This is a genomic window from Ruegeria sp. BH8, from assembly GCF_056538065.1.
This window is the reverse complement of record NZ_JBQFSP010000001.1, coordinates 446,470-468,674: the sequence shown is the minus strand read 5'-3', so window position 1 is coordinate 468,674 and position 22,205 is coordinate 446,470. Positions and strand designations below refer to the sequence as shown.

Annotated in this window: 19 protein-coding genes and 1 riboswitch; of the genes, 5 read left to right on the top strand and 14 right to left on the bottom strand. The window is 56.1% G+C overall.

The annotated features are described in order from the left end of the window. Positions 1–13: 13 nt before the first annotated feature. From ACR0AD_RS02320 to metZ, 3 genes are all read right to left on the bottom strand, one after another. Positions 14–652 carry a hypothetical protein gene (locus tag ACR0AD_RS02320; RefSeq protein ID WP_480486009.1) on the bottom strand — a complete coding sequence of 213 codons (639 nt, stop codon included), beginning with the start codon at positions 650–652 and terminating at the stop codon, positions 14–16. 283 nt (positions 653–935) lie between these two features. Continuing rightward, positions 936–2,039 (bottom strand): GTP cyclohydrolase FolE2, encoded by a 1,104-nt coding sequence (gene folE2, locus ACR0AD_RS02315; RefSeq protein ID WP_480481445.1) that lies wholly within the window; start codon positions 2,037–2,039, stop codon positions 936–938. A gap of 245 nt (positions 2,040–2,284) precedes the next feature. Then, complete coding sequence (metZ, locus tag ACR0AD_RS02310; protein WP_480486011.1) at positions 2,285–3,475, bottom strand: O-succinylhomoserine sulfhydrylase; 1,191 nt, start codon at positions 3,473–3,475, stop codon at positions 2,285–2,287. Positions 3,476–3,536: 61 nt separating this feature from the next. Then, positions 3,537–3,614, bottom strand: a riboswitch (SAM riboswitch). A gap of 123 nt (positions 3,615–3,737) precedes the next feature. On the opposite strand from metZ, the gene ACR0AD_RS02305 reads away from it, so the two are divergent. Further along, on the top strand, positions 3,738–4,436 hold the full coding sequence (locus ACR0AD_RS02305) for a glutathione S-transferase N-terminal domain-containing protein (RefSeq protein WP_480486013.1): 699 nt from the start codon (positions 3,738–3,740) through the stop codon (positions 4,434–4,436). Between the two features lie 227 nt (positions 4,437–4,663). Here ACR0AD_RS02305 and ACR0AD_RS02300 read toward each other — a convergent pair whose 3' ends face one another. Next, positions 4,664–5,680 (bottom strand): alpha/beta hydrolase family protein, encoded by a 1,017-nt coding sequence (locus ACR0AD_RS02300; protein WP_480486015.1) that lies wholly within the window; start codon positions 5,678–5,680, stop codon positions 4,664–4,666. Between the two features lie 258 nt (positions 5,681–5,938). On the opposite strand from ACR0AD_RS02300, the gene ACR0AD_RS02295 reads away from it, so the two are divergent. Then, entirely contained in the window at positions 5,939–6,571 is a 633-nt protein-coding gene (locus ACR0AD_RS02295) for a tyrosine-type recombinase/integrase (RefSeq protein WP_480486017.1), read from the top strand. 465 nt (positions 6,572–7,036) lie between these two features. Here ACR0AD_RS02295 and ACR0AD_RS02290 read toward each other — a convergent pair whose 3' ends face one another. Next, positions 7,037–7,699 (bottom strand): HAD family hydrolase, encoded by a 663-nt coding sequence (locus ACR0AD_RS02290; RefSeq protein WP_480481478.1) that lies wholly within the window; start codon positions 7,697–7,699, stop codon positions 7,037–7,039. 137 nt (positions 7,700–7,836) lie between these two features. Between ACR0AD_RS02290 and ACR0AD_RS02285 the strand changes: the two genes are divergently transcribed. Then, positions 7,837–8,994, top strand: coding sequence for a sugar-binding transcriptional regulator (locus ACR0AD_RS02285; RefSeq protein WP_170451110.1), 1,158 nt, complete (start codon positions 7,837–7,839; stop codon positions 8,992–8,994). Between the two features lie 51 nt (positions 8,995–9,045). Here the strand turns inward: ACR0AD_RS02285 and ACR0AD_RS02280 are convergent, their stop codons facing one another. From ACR0AD_RS02280 to ACR0AD_RS02245, 8 genes are all read right to left on the bottom strand, one after another. Next, the gene (locus ACR0AD_RS02280) at positions 9,046–11,394 is read right to left on the bottom strand and encodes a glycoside hydrolase family 65 protein (RefSeq protein ID WP_480486019.1); all 2,349 of its coding nucleotides are present in this window, start codon (positions 11,392–11,394) and stop codon (positions 9,046–9,048) included. Between the two features lie 34 nt (positions 11,395–11,428). Continuing rightward, the gene (locus ACR0AD_RS02275; protein WP_480481482.1) at positions 11,429–12,412 is read right to left on the bottom strand and encodes a carbohydrate kinase family protein; all 984 of its coding nucleotides are present in this window, start codon (positions 12,410–12,412) and stop codon (positions 11,429–11,431) included. Between the two features lie 60 nt (positions 12,413–12,472). Next, positions 12,473–13,540 carry a substrate-binding domain-containing protein gene (locus ACR0AD_RS02270; RefSeq protein ID WP_480486020.1) on the bottom strand — a complete coding sequence of 356 codons (1,068 nt, stop codon included), beginning with the start codon at positions 13,538–13,540 and terminating at the stop codon, positions 12,473–12,475. A gap of 83 nt (positions 13,541–13,623) precedes the next feature. Beyond that, on the bottom strand, positions 13,624–14,784 hold the full coding sequence (locus ACR0AD_RS02265) for a sugar ABC transporter permease (RefSeq protein WP_217354249.1): 1,161 nt from the start codon (positions 14,782–14,784) through the stop codon (positions 13,624–13,626). Between the two features lie 12 nt (positions 14,785–14,796). Beyond that, positions 14,797–16,329, bottom strand: a complete 1,533-nt coding sequence (locus ACR0AD_RS02260; protein ID WP_480481486.1) for a sugar ABC transporter ATP-binding protein — start codon at positions 16,327–16,329, stop codon at positions 14,797–14,799. 167 nt (positions 16,330–16,496) lie between these two features. Further along, a complete protein-coding gene (locus ACR0AD_RS02255) occupies positions 16,497–17,546 on the bottom strand; it encodes a sugar ABC transporter substrate-binding protein (RefSeq protein WP_480481488.1) in 1,050 nt (349 codons plus the stop codon). Between the two features lie 908 nt (positions 17,547–18,454). Next, on the bottom strand, positions 18,455–18,952 hold the full coding sequence (locus tag ACR0AD_RS02250) for a hypothetical protein (RefSeq protein WP_480486022.1): 498 nt from the start codon (positions 18,950–18,952) through the stop codon (positions 18,455–18,457). Positions 18,953–19,192: 240 nt separating this feature from the next. Further along, a complete protein-coding gene (locus ACR0AD_RS02245; RefSeq protein ID WP_480486023.1) occupies positions 19,193–19,564 on the bottom strand; it encodes an OB-fold nucleic acid binding domain-containing protein in 372 nt (123 codons plus the stop codon). 127 nt (positions 19,565–19,691) lie between these two features. On the opposite strand from ACR0AD_RS02245, the gene ACR0AD_RS02240 reads away from it, so the two are divergent. Next, the gene (locus ACR0AD_RS02240) at positions 19,692–20,015 is read left to right on the top strand and encodes a 2Fe-2S iron-sulfur cluster-binding protein (RefSeq protein WP_209504265.1); all 324 of its coding nucleotides are present in this window, start codon (positions 19,692–19,694) and stop codon (positions 20,013–20,015) included. Continuing rightward, positions 20,015–20,758 carry an FG-GAP repeat domain-containing protein gene (locus ACR0AD_RS02235; RefSeq protein ID WP_480486025.1) on the top strand — a complete coding sequence of 248 codons (744 nt, stop codon included), beginning with the start codon at positions 20,015–20,017 and terminating at the stop codon, positions 20,756–20,758. The genes ACR0AD_RS02240 and ACR0AD_RS02235 overlap by 1 nt, the downstream gene beginning before the upstream one ends. Before the next feature lie 136 nt (positions 20,759–20,894). On the opposite strand, the gene purD is transcribed toward ACR0AD_RS02235, so the two are convergent. Next, entirely contained in the window at positions 20,895–22,163 is a 1,269-nt protein-coding gene (gene purD, locus ACR0AD_RS02230; RefSeq protein ID WP_480486026.1) for a phosphoribosylamine--glycine ligase, read from the bottom strand. Positions 22,164–22,205: the final 42 nt, after the last annotated feature.

Sequence of the window (22,205 nt, the reverse complement as noted above, 5' to 3'; positions counted from 1 at the left end):
CCCGGTTTACCTGTCAGTTTTTGACATCTGTTCCGGGCATCACAGGCGGTTTGGACGGGGCGCGTGATTTTCGCGCCTGCGGTTTGCGCGGTTCCGTCGCCGGGGCTGGTTTCGCCTGCACCTTGGCCGGGGCAGGATCGGCCTGTGTCGGCCTGACCTGCGCTGCCTGAACGGGCGCCGGTGTCGCAGGGGTGGGCTTGGGCGTTACGGGCGACACGGTTTCGGTCGCAGGTGTCGCCGCGGATTCAACAGGTTTTACTGCTTTTTCATCACTAACCGCTGGTGTCGGTTTGGCTGCCGCCGGGGGTGCCGCCTTGGGCCGCGGGCTGGCTGAAAACTCGACCGGTTTGGCCGCCGGCTTGGCCGGTGCAGGTTTGCGGGCCAGCTTTTTCTTGGGCGTTGATGATTTCACCGGTACGCGTTTCGTGCGCGCCACGGCAGGTTTGGGTTTGGCCGCCGGTTTTTCCGCCGGAGCTTCCACCACTGGACCCGGTGCTGATGCTGCCAGATGCAGGGCGTGGACCGGCACCATCGGCAGTTCAAGCGCCGAACGGGTCATGATCTGTGCAATCTTGATCTGGTTGACGATCGCATAGCCAGCCATGCGTATAGCCGCGGCCTGAAGCTCCAGTGGTTGGGTAATCGGATTCATTCCATAGATCTCCTGTAAAAACGATGCAGCCAGAAGAGTGAGGGTAAAGCGCCCTGCCCGCTCGGGTGGTCCGGGCGGAGGTTGGGGTCTTGCAGTCCAAGGCGTCTCACGTCTCGGCTTCCTTTCGGGTGACACACCATTGAGCGCGCCGGTGTGCCGAAGCTGCATTCCCCGTCAGGATACAGGAGTTTTTCGCGCAATTGCAGCATTTTTGCTGCGCTGCGGCGAATGAGCGCCGATCAGGTAAATCTCTGATTAAATTCTAGCCACTTACCCGAGACGTTCAGCCAACGTGAAACAGGGTCGTGAACAGTTTCGGGTCAAGGCTGGACGCGGCGAAGGTTGGGCCTTCGGTTAGAATCGACACGGCGTCATGGCTGTGCAGGCTTTCCTGATGGCTTGCGACAACGCGAAAATCGCCGACGTGATGATCTGCCAGCAACTCGGCACAAAACAGGCGCGCGGCATCTTCGACGAAGATCGGATTGGCTGCGTTCAATTCGGCGAAAGCCTGTTCATCTTCGCGTTTCACCATGACCTGCGTTTCCGTCGGAACCGCACGGCGGCACAGCGCAATCAGGTCTTCAAACCACAGGCAATCTGCATCGCAATCCACGACAACCGAAATCCGCGCGACGGAGCGCTGCGAATGCGGCGTCGCCAGCTGACCACGCATCGACCGGGCATGTTCGCTGAGTTCCAGCGAACAGGGGCAGGTCGAGGAATAGACATAGTCAAGGTGCATGATCTTCTGACGCACACCGTTCTGTTCGACCAGTTCCAGCGCGATATCGTAATACTGGTACCCCTCAAGGCCCGAGCGCAGGCTTTTGATCCTGTCCGGGTAGGAAAAGCGCATCTGGATACGGGCGTCGAAGCTGTCCAGATCGGACATGTAATCGTCCAGAGCGGATTCCATGACCTCAAAGCTGAACGTCCGTTCCGCATGTTTGTAGAAAGACCGCATGATCCGGGACATGTTGATGCCCTTTTTCTCGGCCTCAAGGCTGACCGTGCCGGTAATCGAGGTTTCCAGCGTCAGGTCTTCGCCCTCTTTCCGGTGGAACCGGATCGGCAGGCGGAAGTTCGAAATACCCACATGTTGGATCTGCTGTTTGGCCCCACGGATCAAGCTGGACGGGCCGTTCTGCAAATCCGGCAAGGATGCGCGGTACGCCGCATCGACGGTAAAGTCATCGGGGTAAGCGCGCGAAAAAGGCGGATAGTTGCCCGCTGCCAAACCGGGCAGCAGCCGGGCCACAGCCGGGTCAAGCTGGTTTATCTCGGCTTCCGAAGCAGATTTGGCCCATTGCCGCAGAACGTTCAAAGCCTCGGCAGCCTTGTCCCGATCCGGTTTTTCATCAATGTCACGCGGGTGAACGTTCATCAGCGGCGGTTCCTTGGTTGGTCGTCGGACTATATATGACTGATGGTCTAATACCAGTCTAACCCGATACGTCGGCAATAGCAGCCCGGATTGAAAAATCCGGCGCAAAACCGTCATCTCGCAACAGTTAGCGCCTTTTGAAGGTGGGAACAGCGGGCGGCACGCCTGGCTGCCGCCCGAAACAAAGTGGCCGCTTAGGCACGCAGCCTGCCCCCCAGTACAAAAAGGACGCGGGGGGCTTTGGTTTATTTCTGCGAGGCTTCCAACGCTTGCCGAAGGTCGGCCAGCAAGTCACCGGCATCCTCAAGCCCGACGGAAAAGCGGATCAGACCCGGTGCAATGCCCAACTGGTCCTTCTGCGCGTCGCTAAGACGCTGGTGCGTTGTTGTCGCCGGGTGCGTCGCGATGGATTTGGCATCGCCCAGATTGTTCGAAATCACCGGGATGGTCATCGCATTCAGGAAGGCAAACGCTGCATCCTTGCCGCCCTTGATGTCCAGCGACAGCACGGTTCCGCCCTTGCCGCCCAACTGGGTCTGAACCAGCGCGTTCTGGGCATGGGTTTTCAGACCGGGGTAAAGTGTACGTTCCAGCGCCGGGTGCCCTTCCAGCGCCTCGGCAATCTTTTGCGCGCTTTCGGCTTGAGCATTGACCCGCAGCGCCATCGTCTCAAGACCCTTGAGCATGATCCACGCATTGAACGGGCTCAGCGCGCCGCCGGTATGCTTAAGATAGGGTTCAACGGTTCCTCGGATGAAGTCCTTGGTTCCGATGATCACACCGCCCAGCGCACGGCCCTGCCCATCGATATGCTTGGTCGCTGAATAGACGACCACATCCGCACCCTGCTGGATCGCGCGCGAGAACACCGGGGTCGAGAACACGTTGTCCACCACGACAACGGCTCCGACCGCATGGGCCAGATCGGCCACGGCGGCGATATCGATCACCTCAAGCGTGGGGTTCGACATGGATTCAAAGAAAACGGCCTTGGTGTCCGGGCGGATCGCAGCCTTCCACTGTTCCAGATCGGTGCCGTCAACAAAGGTCACGTCCACGCCATAGCGGCTCAGGATGTTTTCAAGGATATAGAGGCACGAGCCGAACAGCGCCTTGGCCGAAACGACATGGTCCCCGGCCTTCAGCATCGAGGTCAGCGCGCCGTTGACGGCGGCCATACCCGAGGCCGTCGCAAACGCATCTTCGCCGCCTTCCAGCGCCGCGATGCGCTGCTCGAACATGGACACGGTCGGGTTGCCGTAACGGGCATAGATGAACTCGTCCGGGCCACATTCCAGAAACCGGGCCTCGGCCTGTTCAGCGTTTTCGTAGACGAAACCCTGCGTCAGAAAAATCGCCTCGCTCACCTCGTTATACTGGCTGCGACGGATGCCGCCATGGACGGCTTGGGTGCGTTTGTTCCAGTTCTCGCTCATCTCAATCCTTTCAGCCTCGGGTGGAGGCAAACAAAAAACCCCAGACGCGGCCAAGCGAAAGGGGTCTTTCATCCTGACCTTTTAGCGGTGTTGTTTAGCGTGGCCCGCAATCCGGTAACAAATCGCCACGTAGCTTCAGGATCGCAATACGCCTCGGGCGGTTCTCGGTCAAGCCCGGCCTGCGCTTTGGTCACGCTTTCGTAAGCGGTACTTGCCGAACCGGCAGAAACCCGCATGATCCCCGTCAACATCAGGAGAATGCATGGCTGACCCGATTGATCTGTATTTCTGGCCGACACCGAATGGCTGGAAAGTTTCCATCGCCCTGGAGGAGATGGAGCTGCCCTACACCACCCATCTGATCAATATCGGCAAGGGTGACCAGTTCGACCCCGCGTTCCTGAAAATCGCGCCCAACAACCGGATGCCCGCCATCGTCGATCCCGACGGGCCGGACGGCGCACCTGTTTCGGTTTTCGAAAGCGGCGCGATCCTGATGTATCTGGCCCGCAAGACCGGGCGGTTCTATGGCACGACCGAACGCGACCGGATCGCGGTCGAGGAATGGCTGATGTGGCAGATGGGCGGCGTTGGCCCGATGGCCGGTCAGGCGCATCACTTCCTGAAATACGCCCCGCAACTGGACCCGCCGCAGGACCTGCCCTATGCCAAGGACCGCTACCGCGCCGAGGTCGCGCGCCTGTACGGCGTACTGGACAGGCGGCTGGCCGAAAACGAGTATGTCGCGGGCGATTTCTATTCCATCGCCGACATGTCGATCTGGGGCTGGGCCAGCCTGTGGGAAGGCCAGCAGCAGGTGCTGGAGGACAAACCGCACTTTGCCCGCTGGCTGGAGACCGTCAGCGCCCGCCCAGCCGTTCAGGCCGGACGCGCGCTGTATGCCGAGTTGCGAGGGGATCATCGGGACAAACAGGCACAGAGCGTTTTGTTCAAGCGGTAAGACTTATGGGCTGCTTTGAGGCCTCACCTGACCTTGAATTTTCGTGCTGCATGCGCTCGCAGAACAGAAAATTTTTGCATGCGCGCAAACTCTCGTGTCGCGGCGCGGCGGGAAATCCGGCCATTCATGCAACATGCAGCAATTCTGAAACCGCGAAATCACACAGCGCGGACGAAGTTGCCGTTTGCTGCGGCTGCGCCAATGGCTGCTTTCCCACCAGGAGGTGGTCAAGCTTCACGTTTGCTTACTGTCGTCCTTAGGCTTTGAATTACGATTTCTATTGTCTGTTTATGAATTTTTCTTCTGTCCACACTTTCATGATCTGAAAAGATGTCCTCTTTCCCAATGAGCGACTTGTCAGAAGGGAAATCCAAGAACGTGTAGTGTCCCACGTGTCGGCCAAGGCAGCAGAGATGGAACTTGTCGTTCTGTGAAGCAAGCCAATCGGCACAATGCTCTGATGGCGCTTCATCATCGGCACCTCCGGTAAGGATAACAGCAGGCAACTGAATTTCAGTGATTGAGGTGGAAACGAATGAACGGATTGGTGGCGCTGGCGCAATCGTAACAACAGACTTAATCCGAACGTCTGAGTAATCATTGCTATGACGTGCCCAAGATACGCGGAATGCATCCGAAGTTTCCATCAGCGTTGGAATTTGTTCCGCTGCATCCGGAAACTCTCTCGGGCCACCTTCAGTATTCTCGTTGGCCCTGCGCCATGCGTCAAACTCATCCAAAGAAGTTCGCGCACCTGACAGGGCCAAGACCGTATGTCCCCCAAGAGAGAACCCGAGTGCTGCTACTTGATCGAGGTCCAATCTGTTGGCGAAGAAGCCCTTCGACCCAACCTCCGAAAGCAGTATTGACAGGTCGGTCGCTCGTTCCCACCAGCAAAGAAAGCCCTCGGCGCGATAAGGCTCCAAGCCAGTGTTGCCATGGTGATTTGCGCCCAAGACCACATAGCCTTCCGATGCCAGCGCGCGGGCGATCCAACCAAGGCTTTCAGCTGTGCCACCAGTACCATGTGATAACAGTATGACGGGAAAAGTCTCCTTCGGGGCCAGTGTGGCTTCCCAGATAACTTCTCCAAGTTCAAAGAATTGCCCCGGAGGCCGTTCAGTTGTCTCTACATCTTCGACTGGATACCATGCTGACCAAGCGATTGGGCGGTCTGCATTGTTTTGCCAATTTGAGCGCGTCACATCCCAAATCACGCCGGTTCGATAACCACAGTTTACCATCGTGAGTCTCCTTCATCGGCAACGCTCTGGAAATTTCTAGGAATTTTCAATAAACATTCTGCTCAGTTGGTAAGTTCCTCGAAGCCGGCATTCGCCCACACCGCAGCATCGGTCAAAGTGGGCTCGAAGCTGCCCAATGCGTTTGCGTCGTTCGCCAATGAAGCAGCAAGCTGACAACGGCCATTCAAACCACCAGTAAACTGAGGCGTCAGCACGGTGCTGATGTCTGGGTTTGGCGGGAGGATTGGAGGGCGCACTATGCCAAGAGTCCAACTTCCTGCTGTCACCCCGAAACGAAGAGTCTGGAACAAGGGCCGGATCATCGGCCAGAAACGACCACTGTTGCCGAAACAGGTCTGGGCGATCCGCGCGCGGCTCGAACTGTCGGGCAACCTGCGCGATCTTGCGCTTTTCAACGTGGCTATCGACAGCAAACTACGAGGATGCGATCTGGTGAAACTGGCTGTTGCTGATCTGGTCAAGGATGACCGCGTGCGGGAGCGAGTTTCTGTGATCCAGAGTAAAACCAAGCGGCCTGTTCAGTTTGAACTCTCTGAAAACACGCGGGATACCATTGCCGCATGGATCAAGTCACCGGAGATGCTCGGCTGCCGTTTCATGTTTCCCAGCCGGTTTCACGACCGCCCGCATATCTCAACACGCCAATATGGCCGGCTTGTGCGGGATTGGGTGGCCGCGATTGGGCTGGAGCCCAGCGGATACGGCACCCATTCGCTGCGCCGGACCAAAGCAGCGGAAATCTACCGCAAAACCGGAAATCTTAGGGCGGTTCAACTGTTGCTCGGGCACACAAAGGTTGACAGCACAGTCAGATATCTTGGTGTCGAACTTGAAGATGCGCTGAGTATCGCCGAGCAAATCGACATTTGAACCACCATGGCGGGCGGCTCTTGCCGTTCGCCAATTCAGACCAGACCTACGGTCGCACCGCGGCAGTGGTTCGGTTCGAGCCCAGAGTGCCGGATGCTGCGCAGACGTAATTGCCGGACAACCATTGAAACCCGACGTTAGCGATATTGAGGACGGCCCGGAGCTGCCGTCCATTGGACAACTTCAATGCTGCGTTGCGGTTCGTCAAACCTGCAGTTCGCTGCCAGCGCGAGACAGGGGGAAGGCCAGTCGAACAGTTCGCGGATTTTCCGGGCCTTCAGCCAAACGCCTTACACGCGCGCAAACAGTCCCAGCAGTTTCAAGGCCGCATCGGAGCTTGGCTGAAGCGGCCAATAGTCCAGTTCGGACACCGAAGTTACGAGAGGTTGAGTACACGATACTGAATCTTGGGTGTAGTTTGCTATCTGCCCCCAAGAAATCCAATTCTATATCGCTACACAGTACTCAAACCGACCGCTCAGACCTAGATCCATCTATCTGCTCAATGTTAACCTCGGCCAGCGAAGAAATGACGCAATCCGCAGCCGTTAGTTCACTCTCGTGATCTTCATGAAGAAGACCTACGCAATAGAAACCACCATTCTTTGCCGCTTCGACACCGGAAGAGGAATCCTCGATCACGATACATTCATCCACATTAAGCCCCAGCCCGCTGGCGGCGGTGAGGAATATATCAGGGTTGGGTTTCCCTTTTTCGACATCGTCGCCTCCGATAACAACCGGAAAGGCATCCAACAAACCAGCTTTTTCGAGAACGGCTCGGACATTGGCGCTGCTGGAAGCGGCCGCCAGCCCGTAACCCTCCGACTGGCATTGTCTTACGAGGTGCACAGCAGCATCGAAGACACGAAATTCGCCTCGCTCGATCATTTCAACATAATAGTCATTTTTTTTGTCTGCGGCGGTTCTGACTTCATTCTCCGAATGCCGGGTCATGACCGCGCGCGCGCCGTCATAACGAGGGCGCCCATCGACAAGTCGCCGGTATTCCGCCCTTCCAAACTCATACCCGTATTCTTCGAACATGCGTTTCCAAGCAGCAAAATGCGCCGGTACGGTGTCGACCAAAACACCATCGAGGTCAAAGATCAGTCCTTTGATCGGCATGCTGAATCTCCTGGTTCGAGCCTGTGCAAGAAACACGTAGCATGTAAGGATTTTTCTTCAATCGGCTGGCATGTGAATGTTTATATGGCATAGTTATTCACGCTGTCAGGATCCTGCTAACGAACAATATTGAACAAATGATCGACGTTAAAAAACTTCCATTTGAAGAACGCGCCCAGTGCGCTGCCTATATGCGCGCAACGCACAACATGTCGCAGGTAGAGATAGGAGCAATTCTTGGTGGCCTGTCTCAACCGCATGTATCGCGGTTACTGAAACACGCTGAACGCCAAAACTACTTGGTCATCGAACAACGCTTCGTCAAAGAACAATTCTCAGACGAGTGGATTGCCCAGATGGACGAAATGCTGGCTCCTTCAGGGTTGAATTCTGATCTGAAGCGATATTGCAACAGGAACAAGCTTAGACCGCCTCGGCTTGGGGTGTTTGAAAGCGGCCCGGGGAACACCGAGGCTGCGCTGTCACAGCGCCGTACCAGGTTTGGACGAACCGCATCCGGACGATTGATAGAACTGATCGAGAAATCGAACGTCATCGGCGTTGCGTGGGGTCGAACAATCAAGTCTCTGGCAGAAGGGATTGCAGCCTCAAGGCAGCCCATAGATAAGTCGCAAAAGACTGAGTTTGCAGCGGTTTGCGCAGAATTGATGTCGCTGGCTCAGCATGGATACTCTGCCAGCCGGCTTGCCGGAACGTTTGATGAGCTATTTAACGATCAGCCGGAGGATAGCCCTCAGCTCACTGGTTTCCCGGCATACATACCCCGTCACTACGATGAGACCATGCGCCGTTCCATTTGGCAGTACATCTCTGACACCCCGGGATTTCACCGCGTGTTTTCGGGTCCAGACGCATTGATTGATAAAATGGATATGTTGATTTCCAGCGTCGGGTCTTCAAGCACTCCGGTTCTGGGCAGTTTTGAAGAGCTGGTTCAGGCTGGCGGGTTAAGGGCTGACGATCTCCGGCAATTGGTCGTCGGGGACCTTGGCGGTATTTTGATCCCGAGAACCGAAATTTCACAGGCCAAGATGGACCTGATTGACGAGCTGAATGGGCTGTGGACCGGGATCAAAACAGAGCATGTCAAAGCCATCGCAGATCGGGCATTTGACGATCCTGATCAAAGTGGTGTTGTGGTCGTCGCGATTCAGAAGGAACGAGGCGATACGGTATTCGAACTGATCACCCGGGGACTTGTTAACGAATTGCTCATCGATCACGCGGCAGCGGAACAACTGCACACGCGCGTTGCTGAGGCTCTTGCAGACTGACGATAGCACCTCGGCACACCTTGACCATTCCTGCGAGAAAAATCTTGGTTGTCACGCAGGCTGCGGTGCTAAGACCGCTTCCTCTCCGGCAATCAAAGTAACAGGATGGCCCATCACCTCGATATCCTCTTTCGTGCCGGACGGAGCAATCAGCTTAAACCGACACTCGTCATGAGAAATCAGAACTTCGACGTCATTCCCCTGCCACTTCAGATTAAACCGGATGCCGGACCATGCCTCGGGCAGCCAGGGTTTGAACGTCATCTTGCCGTGCTTGACCCGGAACCCGCCAAACCCACAAACAAGCGACTGCCAGGTGCCACCGGCCGATGCGATATGCATCCCGTCCTGTGTGTTTCCCTGATTGTTGACCAGATCAACAAAGGCAGAACGTTCGAAATAGTGATGGGCCGAGGAAATGTCGCCAACTTCAATCCCCATGATCGAATGAATGGCCGGGCTAAGTGATGACTTGTGCATCGTGCGTTTCTCGTAAAACGCGTAATTCGCCTTTTTGATTTCGTCTGAAAACTCGTCGGGCAAGAGATAATTCAACATGATCACGTCAGGTTGCTTGAGCAGCATCGAGCCATTCAGTGAAAAGTGATCATGCCCCTCGGGGTAGACTGGCATACGGTTTTTGTCCCATTCGGTGATGGGAATGTCCTTGAGCTGGAAATACCCTTCAAACTGTTCGATCAGATTGCGGGAGGGATCAAATGGAACATAGATTTTTTCCGCTGTTTCCAGCCACTGATCCACTTCTTTTCGGGTTAAATCCAACCGTATCAGCAATTCGTCATGAACTGCTGAAGTGGTTTTGCTGAATTCTGCGAAAACGCGAGCCGATTGTTCAAGGTGCCATTTCGCCATCCGATTGGTGAATGTGTTGTTGTCGACATGTTCGTGGAACTCGTCCGGCCCGATAACATTTGTCAGCTCGTACCGGTCCTTGTCTTTGTTCCATTCCAGCCGACTGATCCAGAACCGGCTGGTTTGATACAAAACCTCGGCACCGAAATCGCGAAGGAAATCTCTGTCTCCGGTCGCCGCAACATAACTGAGGATGCCATATGCCACGCATGCGGTGACGTGAATCTCTTCTTCTCCGGTCCAGATACGGTTCGCACCGTCCGCTGTCCATTTTGGCGTTGTCTCTACTCCGGTATCAGCAGATTCCCACGCGTACTGCGCGCCCTTAAGCCCATTCATTCGGGCGTTCTCAAGTGCGCCGTTCAACGTGTTGAAACGGTATTTCAGAAGGGCTTTGGCTGTATCCGGCTGCGTGAAAATGTAGAATGGCAGCAGGAAGATCTCGGTATCCCAGAAAACGTGCCCTTTATACCCCTCGCCTGACATGGACTTGGCGCCGATGTTCGCGCGCGGGTCGTTTTCGTTTGCGGCAATCAGTAGATGATAGATGTTGAAACGCATTGCACGCGTTGCTTCTAGATCACCCGTCACCACACAATCACAGGCGTCCCATTTTTCGCGCCAGGCTGCGGCGCTTTCGCTCAGACAGGCGGAAAATCCCTTGGCATGCGCGGTCTCAAGGGAGGCTTCGCACTTGGCCGCCATTTCCGCGCCGTTCAGATCTCGCGATGTATAAATCGACACCAGCTTTTCGAAAGTCAGACTTTGCCCGTTGAGCGCCTCGACAGAAACGGTTTGTGAAACCTGCTCATAGCCACGATTTGCGACTTTGAACTCGCTGAAGGCAGGACAATCCAAGGCAGACGCCATGCCAATCGAAATGCCAGTGTCCAGTGTCAGAGTTTCGATATAGGACGCATCGCTGCTTGCATGTGACTGAGTGACCTTCATGTGCCGGCTTTTGGCCCACTTCTCCCATTTAACTTCGGGGTGGAAGACGGGATTTCCCTGATAAGCTGGCAGGCGGTCCAGATTGTATCGATGGGCATCAAGGGCGCTTTCGACAGTGATCTCCGAGGAGTAGTTCTCAGGCGTAACCGTCAGGCGAATGCCACAGATGTGCTGATCGGCAAAACTCGCAAATCGGATGCTGGTGATGCGAGTGCGACGGCCTTTGCTATCTTCAAAAACCGTATCTCGGTGGAGAAATCCGGTCTGCAGATCCAACACGCGCTTGTGTTCGACCACTTTACACGTTTGGACATCCAGAATTTCACCTTCGACACGAACCCGAAGCGGCAGCCAGGTCGGCACATTGACCTGATCGATCACCGTCGAGTCATGGTGATCGTAAACACCAGCCAGATAGGTGCCAGACAGCTCTCCTTTGTGACCCTCTTCCAGCGATCCACGTGTGCCCTGATAGCCGTTGCCGACCGTGAAAATGGTCTCCTTGAAGTTCGCTTCATCCAGATTGAATTGGGTTTCTTCAATCAGCCAGTCGCTACTGCTCAGCATTGTCTGCATGTCAGGGCTCCATTCGGGTGATATTTCGGGTAATTCAGTCGCCGTAGGTTTCGGCAATCTGACGTTCGGTTTCTTCCAGTGATCCGTAGACATCCAGCTCGCTGCTCGAGCAGCGCTGCGCCCCGGCACAGTTGCCGAACTGGCAGGCTTTGACGAAGTCGCGGGTCTTGAGGTAGCCAAAGGCCAGGCCACCAGCAAAGCTGTCACCGCAGCCCGTGGTGTCGACCACATCCTCGACAAGCACCCGCTTGACCAGATGTTCCCGCATCCGGCCGGTTGCATCCTTGTGGTAGACGGCGCAGCCGTGTTGATCCAGCGTGACGTAGAGCGCCTTGACGCCCAGATCCAGGCAGTGTTGGGCGAACTTGGGCAACTGGTCCATCGTGAGTTCGCTTATTTCCTGCAACTCGTCAGAACCGTATTCTCCCTTGAACCAACTGCATTGAGCCTCTTCCAAATTCATCTTTAGAAGGTCGATATGTGGAAGCCAGCGATCTCGGTCGATCCAGAATTTATGATACCGTTCGCCATGTGCAGAACACCCGCTGGTGGGGCCATGCGCATCAAATACAACCAGACCATCGCTGTTGGCCTTGATGTATCGAATCGTTTCCAACGGAACCTCGAAATCCGTGATCGGAACGAAAACGAAAGCCTCGCAATCCATCAGGTCTTCGATGTCGTCGGGCAGGATCGGGTTCATGAAACCCGTTTGCTTTTCGTTGCGATGGTTCTGATCGACGTAGACAAGATCGATCACCGCGCCCTGATCAGCGTCGCCCGTAACATGGCCGACATCCAGATACGGAAACTCAGACAGCAAGTTGCGAACATTATCGACGTCTGACCGGCGTACATGGCTGACGACGTTGATCCGCGAACCCGGACCGGCCAGCGAGGACATACAGACCGCTGTATAGACCGCGCAGCCAAATTTATTGAATTTCTCACCCTGATAGCTGGTGATGTTGTCCCTTGGGATCGGGCCAAGGACTGCGACATTGATCTTGTCAGACATTTCGGTCCCTTGCTTTTATTCGCTGTTTTGTCGACGGGCGTATGCGTGATTATAGCAGCTTCAGTTCTGATAGATCTGTTCGCTGGTATAGAACCCGCCGTCGATCAACGTGCTGTCGATCGTATCTTTTGACACTGCAAAAACAGGAGTGATAACCGTCGGGATTTCCGTGAAACCGTTGTCAATTAGCGTATGGTCTCCGATCAAATCACTAACTTCCGCATCCGGAGACTGCGCAATTTTCACGGCAATATCCGCCGCCTCATAGGCCAAAGGTTTAATTTGCTTCCAGATTTCCAGCGCCTGCACATCGTTTGCGACCATCTGGACATTCCGCAGATCAGCGTCTGAACCGGCAACAAAGACCTGATCCGCCGATGCCAGATCCTCGTCCGACAATGCTGCCAGAACCCCGAAAGCAAGCCCGCTGTTATTGGCAATGAATGCATCGATGTCGTTGTCATATTCGACCAGAAGGTTTTCGGCAGTGTCTCTGGCCATATCGGGAGACCAGTCTACATGGCTGCGATCCGCAACAAGCTCGAGCCCAGGATGATCGGCAATCACTTTCAGCACACCGCTGCTGAGCGCTTCGGCATTGGCATCACCAGGCTGACCGCGGATCAGGGCGACCCGGCCTTTGACCTCACCGCGGGTGTCGTTCAGCCAGTCCACCATGGCTTCGGCCTGAAGCTGCCCGACAGCCCAACTGTCTTGCATGACCATGACGTCAAGCGGCCCGTCCTGCAGCATCGAGTCGTATCCGACCACTTTGACGCCTTGATCGTGGGCCAAATCAACAAGGGCACCAGCGGTTGCGGTGTTGACGGGTTGCAGGACCAGAACGTCCACCCCCGATTCCAGCATTTCCTCAACCTGCTGCAACTGACGCAATGGATCATTGCCGCTGCTATCAAAGATCACATCTGCGCCTTGGGATTCCGCGCGTGCAATGAATAGGGATTTGTCAGTCTGGTATCTGGCTTCCTGCATGGTCTTGAGCAGGAACCCGATTGTAGCGTTGTCCTGCGCTGCCGCGATCATTGGCAGCGATGCGGATAGAAGGCCGGCCAAACCCAAAGCTCTGAGGCCGTTTGTGCGTAAGGTTGCTAAAATGGACTGGACCATCGCTTACCTCCCAACTGTCATTCAAGTTTTCGGGGATTTTGGCTTTGCCCCCGGTGCGTGTGACCGGGGGCAGGCCAGCAACATTATTTCTTCTGCATCACATCGAACCAGACGGCGAGGATGATGATCAGGCCCTTGATGATCAACTGATAGAACGTGACCACACCAAGCAGGCTCATGCCGTTGTTCAGGACCCCGATCAGCAGGGCACCGATGATGGTTCCACTCACCTTGCCAGAACCACCCGCCAGACTGGTACCGCCGATAACGACCGCGGCGATCGCGTCAAGTTCGAACATCGTTCCAAGATTGGGCGAGGCACCGTTCAGACGCGAGGCCAGGATAATTCCAGCTAGGGCCGACAGGACTGAAATGACCGTATAGACAATCATCTTGGTGCGGACGACGTTGATGCCGGACAGGCGAGCCGCATCTTCGTTTCCGCCAAGCGCATAGAGGCGGCGACCAAAACGGGTGCTGTTCAGCGTATAGATCCCAGCAAATGCAATGACTGCAAAGATCGCAACAGGAACGGGGATCCCTTTGTAGCTGGTGAACACGTGGAAGGCCAAAGCAAAACCACCAATCATCACCGCCCCATTGACCAGCAGCTCCTGCATATTCACTTCGACGCCATGCGCCTTGCTTTGCTGAACATCTCGGAAGATCGAATAAACAGCAAGCGCAGCACACACGATCAGCACGATACTGGACATCATCGGCGGGATATAAGCACCACCAATCAATGGAAACACATTACTCGTTACCGGTACAGAACTGCCATTGGTCAGGGTCAGTGCCAAACCGCGTGCGATAGTCAGCATTCCAAGGGTTATGATGAATGGGGGTATGTTGAACTTGGCTATCCAGAACCCGTTCCACAGACCTATTCCAACACCCACGATCAAAAGGGTTGCAGGTACCGCCAATATGGTCGGCACGCCCCATTGCATCATGAGCGTACAGACGACCGCTGATAACCCGACGACAGAGCCAACGGATAGGTCAATACCCGCAATCAGAATGACCATGGTCATGCCTACGGCAATGATCCCGATGATGGTAACCTGACGGGATAGGTTGCTAAGGTTCCTCGCGGTGAAAAATGCGTCGTCGGCAAAGCTGAGCCCAACGACAAGCACGATCAACGCAATTAGCGTCGCGTTGTCCTTTATGAAGTTTATCAGGTGGTTTTCCTTGGCGCCATTGACGCCAACACCTGCAACGTTGCTGTCAGCACTCATTTGCTTCCTCCCTTATGCGCTGCCGGTGGCATACGCCATGATTGCTTCTTTCTTCGCATCGTCCCGTCCAAAGTTTGACACGATCTCGCCTTCGCACATCACCAGAATCCGGTCACACATGCCCAAGACCTCAGGCAGTTCCGAAGAAATCATGATGACGGTGACACCTTGTAGGACCAGTTCGTTCAGCAGCTTGTAAATCTCGACCTTGGCACCGATATCGATCCCACGTGTGGGTTCATCCAAAATGAACACATCCGGCCGTGAGTTCAGCCACTTACCCAAGATGACTTTCTGCTGGTTGCCGCCGCTCAGCGTACCGATGACCGTGTCAATCGACGGTGTTTTAACGCCCAACTGGTCGACATATTCCTTTACGATCTTGCGCTCCTGCTGGGTGTTGATAATGCCCAGAACCTTTGAACTGATCGTCTCAAGCGAGGAAATCGTCGTGTTGAAGGAAATGGATTTGTCCAAAAACAGCCCCAAAGCCTTACGATCTTCGGTCAGCAGCGCGATGCCGGCATCAATGGCGTCCTTCGGCGATTTGATGTCCAGCTTTTGCCCGTTCAGCTTCACTTCACCGGTGGTCTGGTCCGGATAAGCACCGAATACACCGCCAACCAGTTCGGTCCGGCCAGCGCCCATTAGCCCGGAGATGCCCAATATCTCGCCTTTGCGGGCAACGAAGCTGGCGTTCTTGACCAGATAGCTGCCAGGCAGGTCGGGGTTTGTGACGGACAGATCGTTGACCTCCAAAGTCACCTCACCCGGTGTGAAATCGACCTTGGGGAACATATCTTTGATGTCGCGTCCAACCATTCGGGCGATGATCTGATCAAGCGTGATATCCGCGATAGGCGTGACGTCACCGATGGTCTGGCCATCGCGCAGAACCGCAATCCGGTCGGCGATCTGCTCAATCTCTTCCATTTTGTGCGAAATGTAGCACATGCAGACACCGTCGGCTTTCAGCTTGCGGATGATACGGAAGAGATCCTTGACCTCCTTATCTGTCAGCGCCGACGTCGGTTCGTCCAGCACCAGTATCTCGGCCTTGAGCGACAAAGCTTTGGCAATCTCAACCATCTGTTGTTTGCCCACAGTGATGTTCTGCACCAGATCGGTCGGGCGAATGTCATTGATGCCCAGTTCGGTCAGCAGCTTCTGGGTTTCGGCAAAGGTCTGGTTCCAGTTGATCCTGCCCTTGGCATCGGTGAACTGGCGATCCAGAAAGATGTTTTCGGCGACAGACAAACCGGGGATCAGGTTGAGTTCCTGGTAGATGATACCGATGCCTGCTGCCTCGGCCTCTTTTGTATTCGCGAATCGGACCTTTTCGCCGCGCAAATAGATATCGCCTTCGTAGGTCGGATAGGGCCAAACTCCACTGAGCACTTTCATCAACGTGGATTTGCCCGCTCCGTTTTCTCCCATCAGCGCCAGAAGCTCACCCGAGCGGGCTTCGAAATTGACATTATTCAGGGCGCGGACACCGGGAAAATCCTTGATGATACCCTGCATTTTCAGGACGACTTCAGACATGCTTTTTCCCATCACATTCAGAAAGGTATTTCGGACGTTCCCCACCCTGACCGGCAGTTTCTCCGTGACGGGTTAAGGAAGGAGGGCACCATAAAGCTGCGCGCGGGGAGTACACGCATAGGGAGCCAGATGGCGAAACGCCCTCCTTCAGGAAAAGGTCCCGAGGATCAGTTCCCGTAGACTTCTTCCTTGGAGTAGAAGCCGCCAGCGATGATCGTGTCATCGATGTTGTCCTGTGTCACAAGCGTGATCGGGGTCACGATTGTTGGCACATCGGTGAAGCCGTTGTTGATAACCTTGTCCACCTCGACCAGATCAGCAGGAGCAGTGTCCGGCGCTTTAGCCAAAGCCACTGCAACTTCTGCCGCGGTTTCAGCCAAGGGATCGATCTGTTTCCAGATTTCAACGGCTTGCTTGCCTTGCGCGACGTATTGGATGTTGGCCAGGTCGGCATCAGATCCGGCTACAAACACTTTGTCTGATGAAGCCAGCCCCTGTGCTTCCAATGCCGCGATAACTCCACGGGCCATGCCACTGTTGTTGGCGATAAACGCGTCGATGCTGTTGCTGTTTGAGGTCAGCGTATTTTCCGCAGTCGCCATGGCCTTCTCAGAGGACCACCCTTCATGGGCCTGATTTGTTACCAGCTCAAGCCCCGGGTTCGCTTCGACAATCTCCAACACACCGCTGCTCATGGCAATCGCGTTAGAGTCGCCGGGTTGACCTTGAATCAGGGCGATCTTGCCGGACACCTCTCCGTTCTTCTCCTGCAACCATTCGACCATGGCTTCGCCTTGCAGGCGACCCACGGCCCAGCTGTCTTGCATCACCATCGCATCCAGCGGCCCGTCCACAAGCATCGAGTCATACCCGACAACGCGCACACCTTCGCTGTTTGCCATGCTGACCATGCTACCAGCAGTACCGGTATTCACCGGCTGCAACACGATGACATCTGCTCCCTTGGCGAGCATGTTTTCAAACTTAGCCAGCTGGGTCAGCTCGTCATTGTTCGCTGAATCAAAGATAACTTCGGCGCCCAGTTCCTCAGCTTTCGCAGTAAACGCGGCGCGGTCGCGCTTGTAGCGCTCTTCCTGCATGGTTTTCAGCAGAAAGCCAATTTTGACATCGCCTGCAAACGCTGTCCCGGCAGTTAGTGCGACAGCGGCGACAGACAGCAAGGCGGCTCTACGGGTAATGGTCTGCAAAAGGGACATATTTCCTCCAGTGTATGTTCCTTGGCTGCCGGTCCAATTGGGTCGGCAACGCTAAATGCTTCGCAAATTGTGCTGGATATCGGCTAACCGGTAAGAACAAGCATCAATCCCAAAGCGATAACGCTAACATAGCGGTGAAGTTTGAGAGGAGAATTTGTATATTTAGAAAGCATAAATATTCACAATGCCATTGAGACTCCTGCGCCCAAAGGAATTTTACATATTTAACAACACCATAATAGATTGCCACTCACTAATTGAATACATTGAATCCTCTTGGGCAGGCCGCGACAGAGCTGTGCCATAATCGCAAAGCGGGTTGCAAAGCCGCGAATTCGGCAATCAAACATCCTGATGAGATAGCCAGGCCGACACCGTCCGGTGGTTTCTCTGTTTGCGTGCTCAAGCGGACCAATAAGTTAATTCACGCAGACGTCGTCGAATGACCGCTAAGCAAGACTGGGAATGGCTTTTCGCGAGAGCAGCGAAGGTCCGGTTTATCCTTTGCTGTTTTCGCCGCCGGCGCGAAGGACAAAAAAGCGGCCGTTCAGATCACGAACGCCAATGACGGTATATTCCCGCTTCTCGTTAGTCGGTCGTGGTTGCAGCGAAAGGGCGGTTCGAATTTCGCGCCTCAGACTGGCATTGAATGACCGCTCTGACGACATCGGCTGCATCGCAGCGATGAGCGTGCCGCACCTGCAATAGAATGCTGCATTAGCAAACACCTGAAATGGCAATGGCAGCAAAGTCCGCTAAGCGGACTAACCCTCTCCCCCACACCAACACATCCTGTATCCCCGGAATATCCTCGATCCTTGCCGCGATCGCATGGGTTACCAAATGCGCCCTCTGCATCCGGCCCTGCAACGCCCCCGGCGGCGGATCCGTGGCGGCGGCGCGACTTATCAGCGAAACTGGAATTCAGGTTCCGCGGGGAAAGACATGGATATGCCTGTCCAGTGCCCATTGCGCAGCCTTGCAACGTTCCACCCGTCAACACGCATCCGGGTCGTCAGGACAAATGCGGCCTGCCCGTTGCGCGCCCCGGCTTTCTGGGCTGCGCCGTCAGAACGCTCGGCCCCGTCGAACAGCATCCCATCGGGTTTTGCCGACCGCCGGGACCGAAAGTTCGGAACCAAATGCGGCTTTCGATCCGTTTCGTCAGACGAGCGCGACGCCTCAATCCGCTTGAGTTGCTGCAACTCTGACCGAAGCCTTTTTGCAGTCTCAGCCTGTCTGCGTTCGAAGGAATAAGCGCTTAGCGCCTCATCGATCATTCGGGCGGTATGAACATATCCCGCTGAACGCGTGAGTTCCGAGAGCTCTGCCAGACGGTCGGAAATCCGGCTTTCGTCCCGAGAGACGGTATTTTCGAGCGATCCTTGGTGCGTTGCGTTGGGCATCCGAACTGACTCTGAAAAGACGTTGAGTGATGCGCAATCCGGCCCGAGCTTTGACACAAGCCGATGCGCAAAGATGCGTGTCACTACGCGCCCGGCGCCGGAGAGTCGACCATCCCGCGTTCAAGTGGCGGAAAAGCGCCTTAATCGCGCATTTGAGGCAAAGAAAACATATCGCCCGTTCTTCAGGCGCGGGTTTGCGGCACGGCGACGGACAATTTAGGATTGATCCGCACGACAGATCTAACCCTGCCCCTGCACCAGCAGGTCCAGCATGTCCGAGATATCCTCGATCTCTTCCGCGATCACGTGGGTCACCGAATGCGCCCGCTGCATCCGGCCTGTCACCTTCAGCAACCGCCCCGAGATCACCGCACGGCGGAAGCGTTCGTAGATTTTGCGCCAGACCACCACGTTGACGATCCCGGTCTCATCCTCAAGCGTCAGAAAGATCACGCCTTTGGCCGTCCCCGGCCTCTGCCGCAGGATCACCAGCCCGGCCACGGCCACACGCGCCCCTTCGGGCGGGGCCTCCAGCTGGGCGGAGGGCAGACAGGACGGCGGTCGCGGCCAGTCCCGGTTTGAAATCGCGCGGTGAAAAGGGGCAGTAAACATAAGAACAAAAATAGAACAAAATACAGGAAAGTCCAGACACGGCGCAAGGAGTCGCAAATGAGGCTGGAAACACCTAACTCCCTTCACTAAGGAAGGTTTCGAACATCGCAAAAGGAAGACGCACGCAATGGCAAAGATCACCTATGTCGAGCATGGCGGTACCGAGCACACTGTCGAGGTCGCCAACGGACTGACCGTCATGGAAGGGGCCCGTGACAACAATATTCCCGGCATCGAGGCCGATTGCGGCGGTGCCTGCGCCTGCTCGACCTGCCATGTCTATGTTCACCCCGACTGGGTCGAAAAGATCCCGGCCAAGGACGACATGGAAGAGGACATGCTGGATTTCGCCTATGAGCCCGACCCGGCCCGCTCGCGCCTGACCTGCCAGATCAAGGTAACCGACGCGCTGGACGGTCTGATTGTCCAGATGCCCGAAAAGCAGATCTGATGCCCAACAAAGCGCCGCGTCAGCCCGCCCGCCTGTGGCAATGTCGGGTGCGCAGCGCTTTGCTCCCTTTTGGCCTGTGGTGCGCGCTGCCAATCGCTGTCGCGGCGGATACCATAACCGACGCCCGCTTCACGGAACCAACCACGCGATACGCGCATGGTGTTTTGGGCGACAATATCGAATACGGCGCGCTGGAACTTGTGGTCGATGATACAGTCGTAACGGTTCGTCTGCCACAGGACCGTGTATTCGAAGACCTCGCGCCGCGTCTGGCAGACATCGACAGGGACGGCGCGGTTGAAGCAGTTGTCGTCGAAACGCAGAACACAACAGGCGCTCAGCTTGCGATCTACAACGCCGCTGGCGAAAAAATCGCAGCCACACCTCATATCGGCGCACGTTTCCGCTGGCTCGCCCCGGTCGGTGCTGCTGATCTGGATGGTGACGGCAATATCGAGATCGCCTATATCGACCGCCCCCACCTGGCCAAAACCCTGCGCATCTGGCGCTTCAAGGATGGTGGACTGACCGAAATCGCTGTTCTGCCCGGCCTGACCAACCACAAGATCGGTGAGGATTTCATTTCCGGCGGCCTGAGGAGCTGTGGCGACCATCCCGAAATGATCCTCGCCAGCGCAGACTGGTCGCGGATCATCCGTGTTTCCTATCAGGATGGCTGGCATCTGACGGACCTCGGTCCGCTCAAACACCGCGACAATCTCACATCAGCCCTGAATTGCTGATCCGCTTCTTCATCTGGCCATAAATACCCTGAGGGGGTGAGCGGTTGAAAGGAAATCGTCCAGTGGACGATTTCAACCGCGAACGCGCGCAGCGCCGGGAGGCCGCAAGGCCGAGGGGGCAAAGCCCCCTGCCCGATCATCCCTCCAAAGCGCGCCAGCCGATATCGCTGCGATAGAACCCTTCGGGCCAATCCACGGCATCAACCATCTGATACGCCCGGTCGCGCGCCTCTTGCAGCGTTTTTCCGCGCGCGGTCACGTTCAGAACGCGCCCGCCGACAGCCTGCACCTGCCCCGCAGCCTCGCTAGTGCCGGCATGAAACACCATATTGCTGCTGTCCTCGGGCAAGCCGTCCAATCCTTTGATGACCGTGCCCTTCTCGTAGGTTCCCGGATAACCTTTGGCCGCCATCACGACCGTCATCGCGTGATCATCGGCCCAGTTGACCCGCATCTCGCCCAGCCGCCCTTCGGCGGTGGCATGCAACAGGTCCATCGCCTGCGCGCCCAGACGCATCATCAGGACCTGACATTCCGGGTCCCCAAAACGGACGTTGTATTCCACAAGGCGCGGCTGGCCGTCCTTGATCATCAGCCCGGCATAGAGAATTCCCTGAAACGGCGTGCCCCGGCGCTTCATCTCGGCAATGGTGGGGCGCACGATCTTTTCCATCGCACGCGCTTCAACTTCCGCGCTCAGAACCGGCGCCGGAGAATAGGCACCCATCCCCCCGGTGTTCAGGCCGGTATCCCCTTCGCCCACCCGCTTGTGGTCTTGGGCCGTGCCGATGGACAGGATGTCTTGGCCGTCGCACAGAACAAACAAAGACGCCTCTTCGCCGTCCATAAACTCTTCGATCACGACCTCGGCCCCGGCCCCGCCAAAAGCACCGCCGAACATGTCGTCAATGGCGTCAAGCGCCGTGTCTTCGTCCATGGCCACGATCACGCCCTTGCCCGCGGCCAGACCATCGGCCTTGACCACGATGGGCGCTCCCTGTTCGCGGATATAGGCCTTGGCGGGTTCGGGCGCGGTGAACCGCGCATAGGCAGCGGTGGGCGCATGTGCCGCGTCGCAGATTTCCTTGGTAAAGCTTTTTGAGACTTCCAGCCGGGCCGCTTCGGCAGACGGTCCGAAAACCAGCACCCCGGCTTCGCGCAGGCGATCCGCCACTCCGGCGGCCAAGGGGGCCTCGGGGCCGACAATCACGAAATCAATCGCGTTTTCCTCGGCAAAGCTGACGACGGCCCCACCGTTTTCGATATCCAGAGCGGCACACTCCGCGATCTGAGCGATCCCGGCATTGCCCGGCGCCACGATCAGACGGTCGCATTTTGGGTTTTGCATCACCGCCCAGGCCAGGCTGTGTTCGCGCCCGCCGCTGCCGAGAATAAGGATGTTCATGGGGTCGTCTCCGATCTGCTTGGCCTCGCCTGCGCGGCGTTC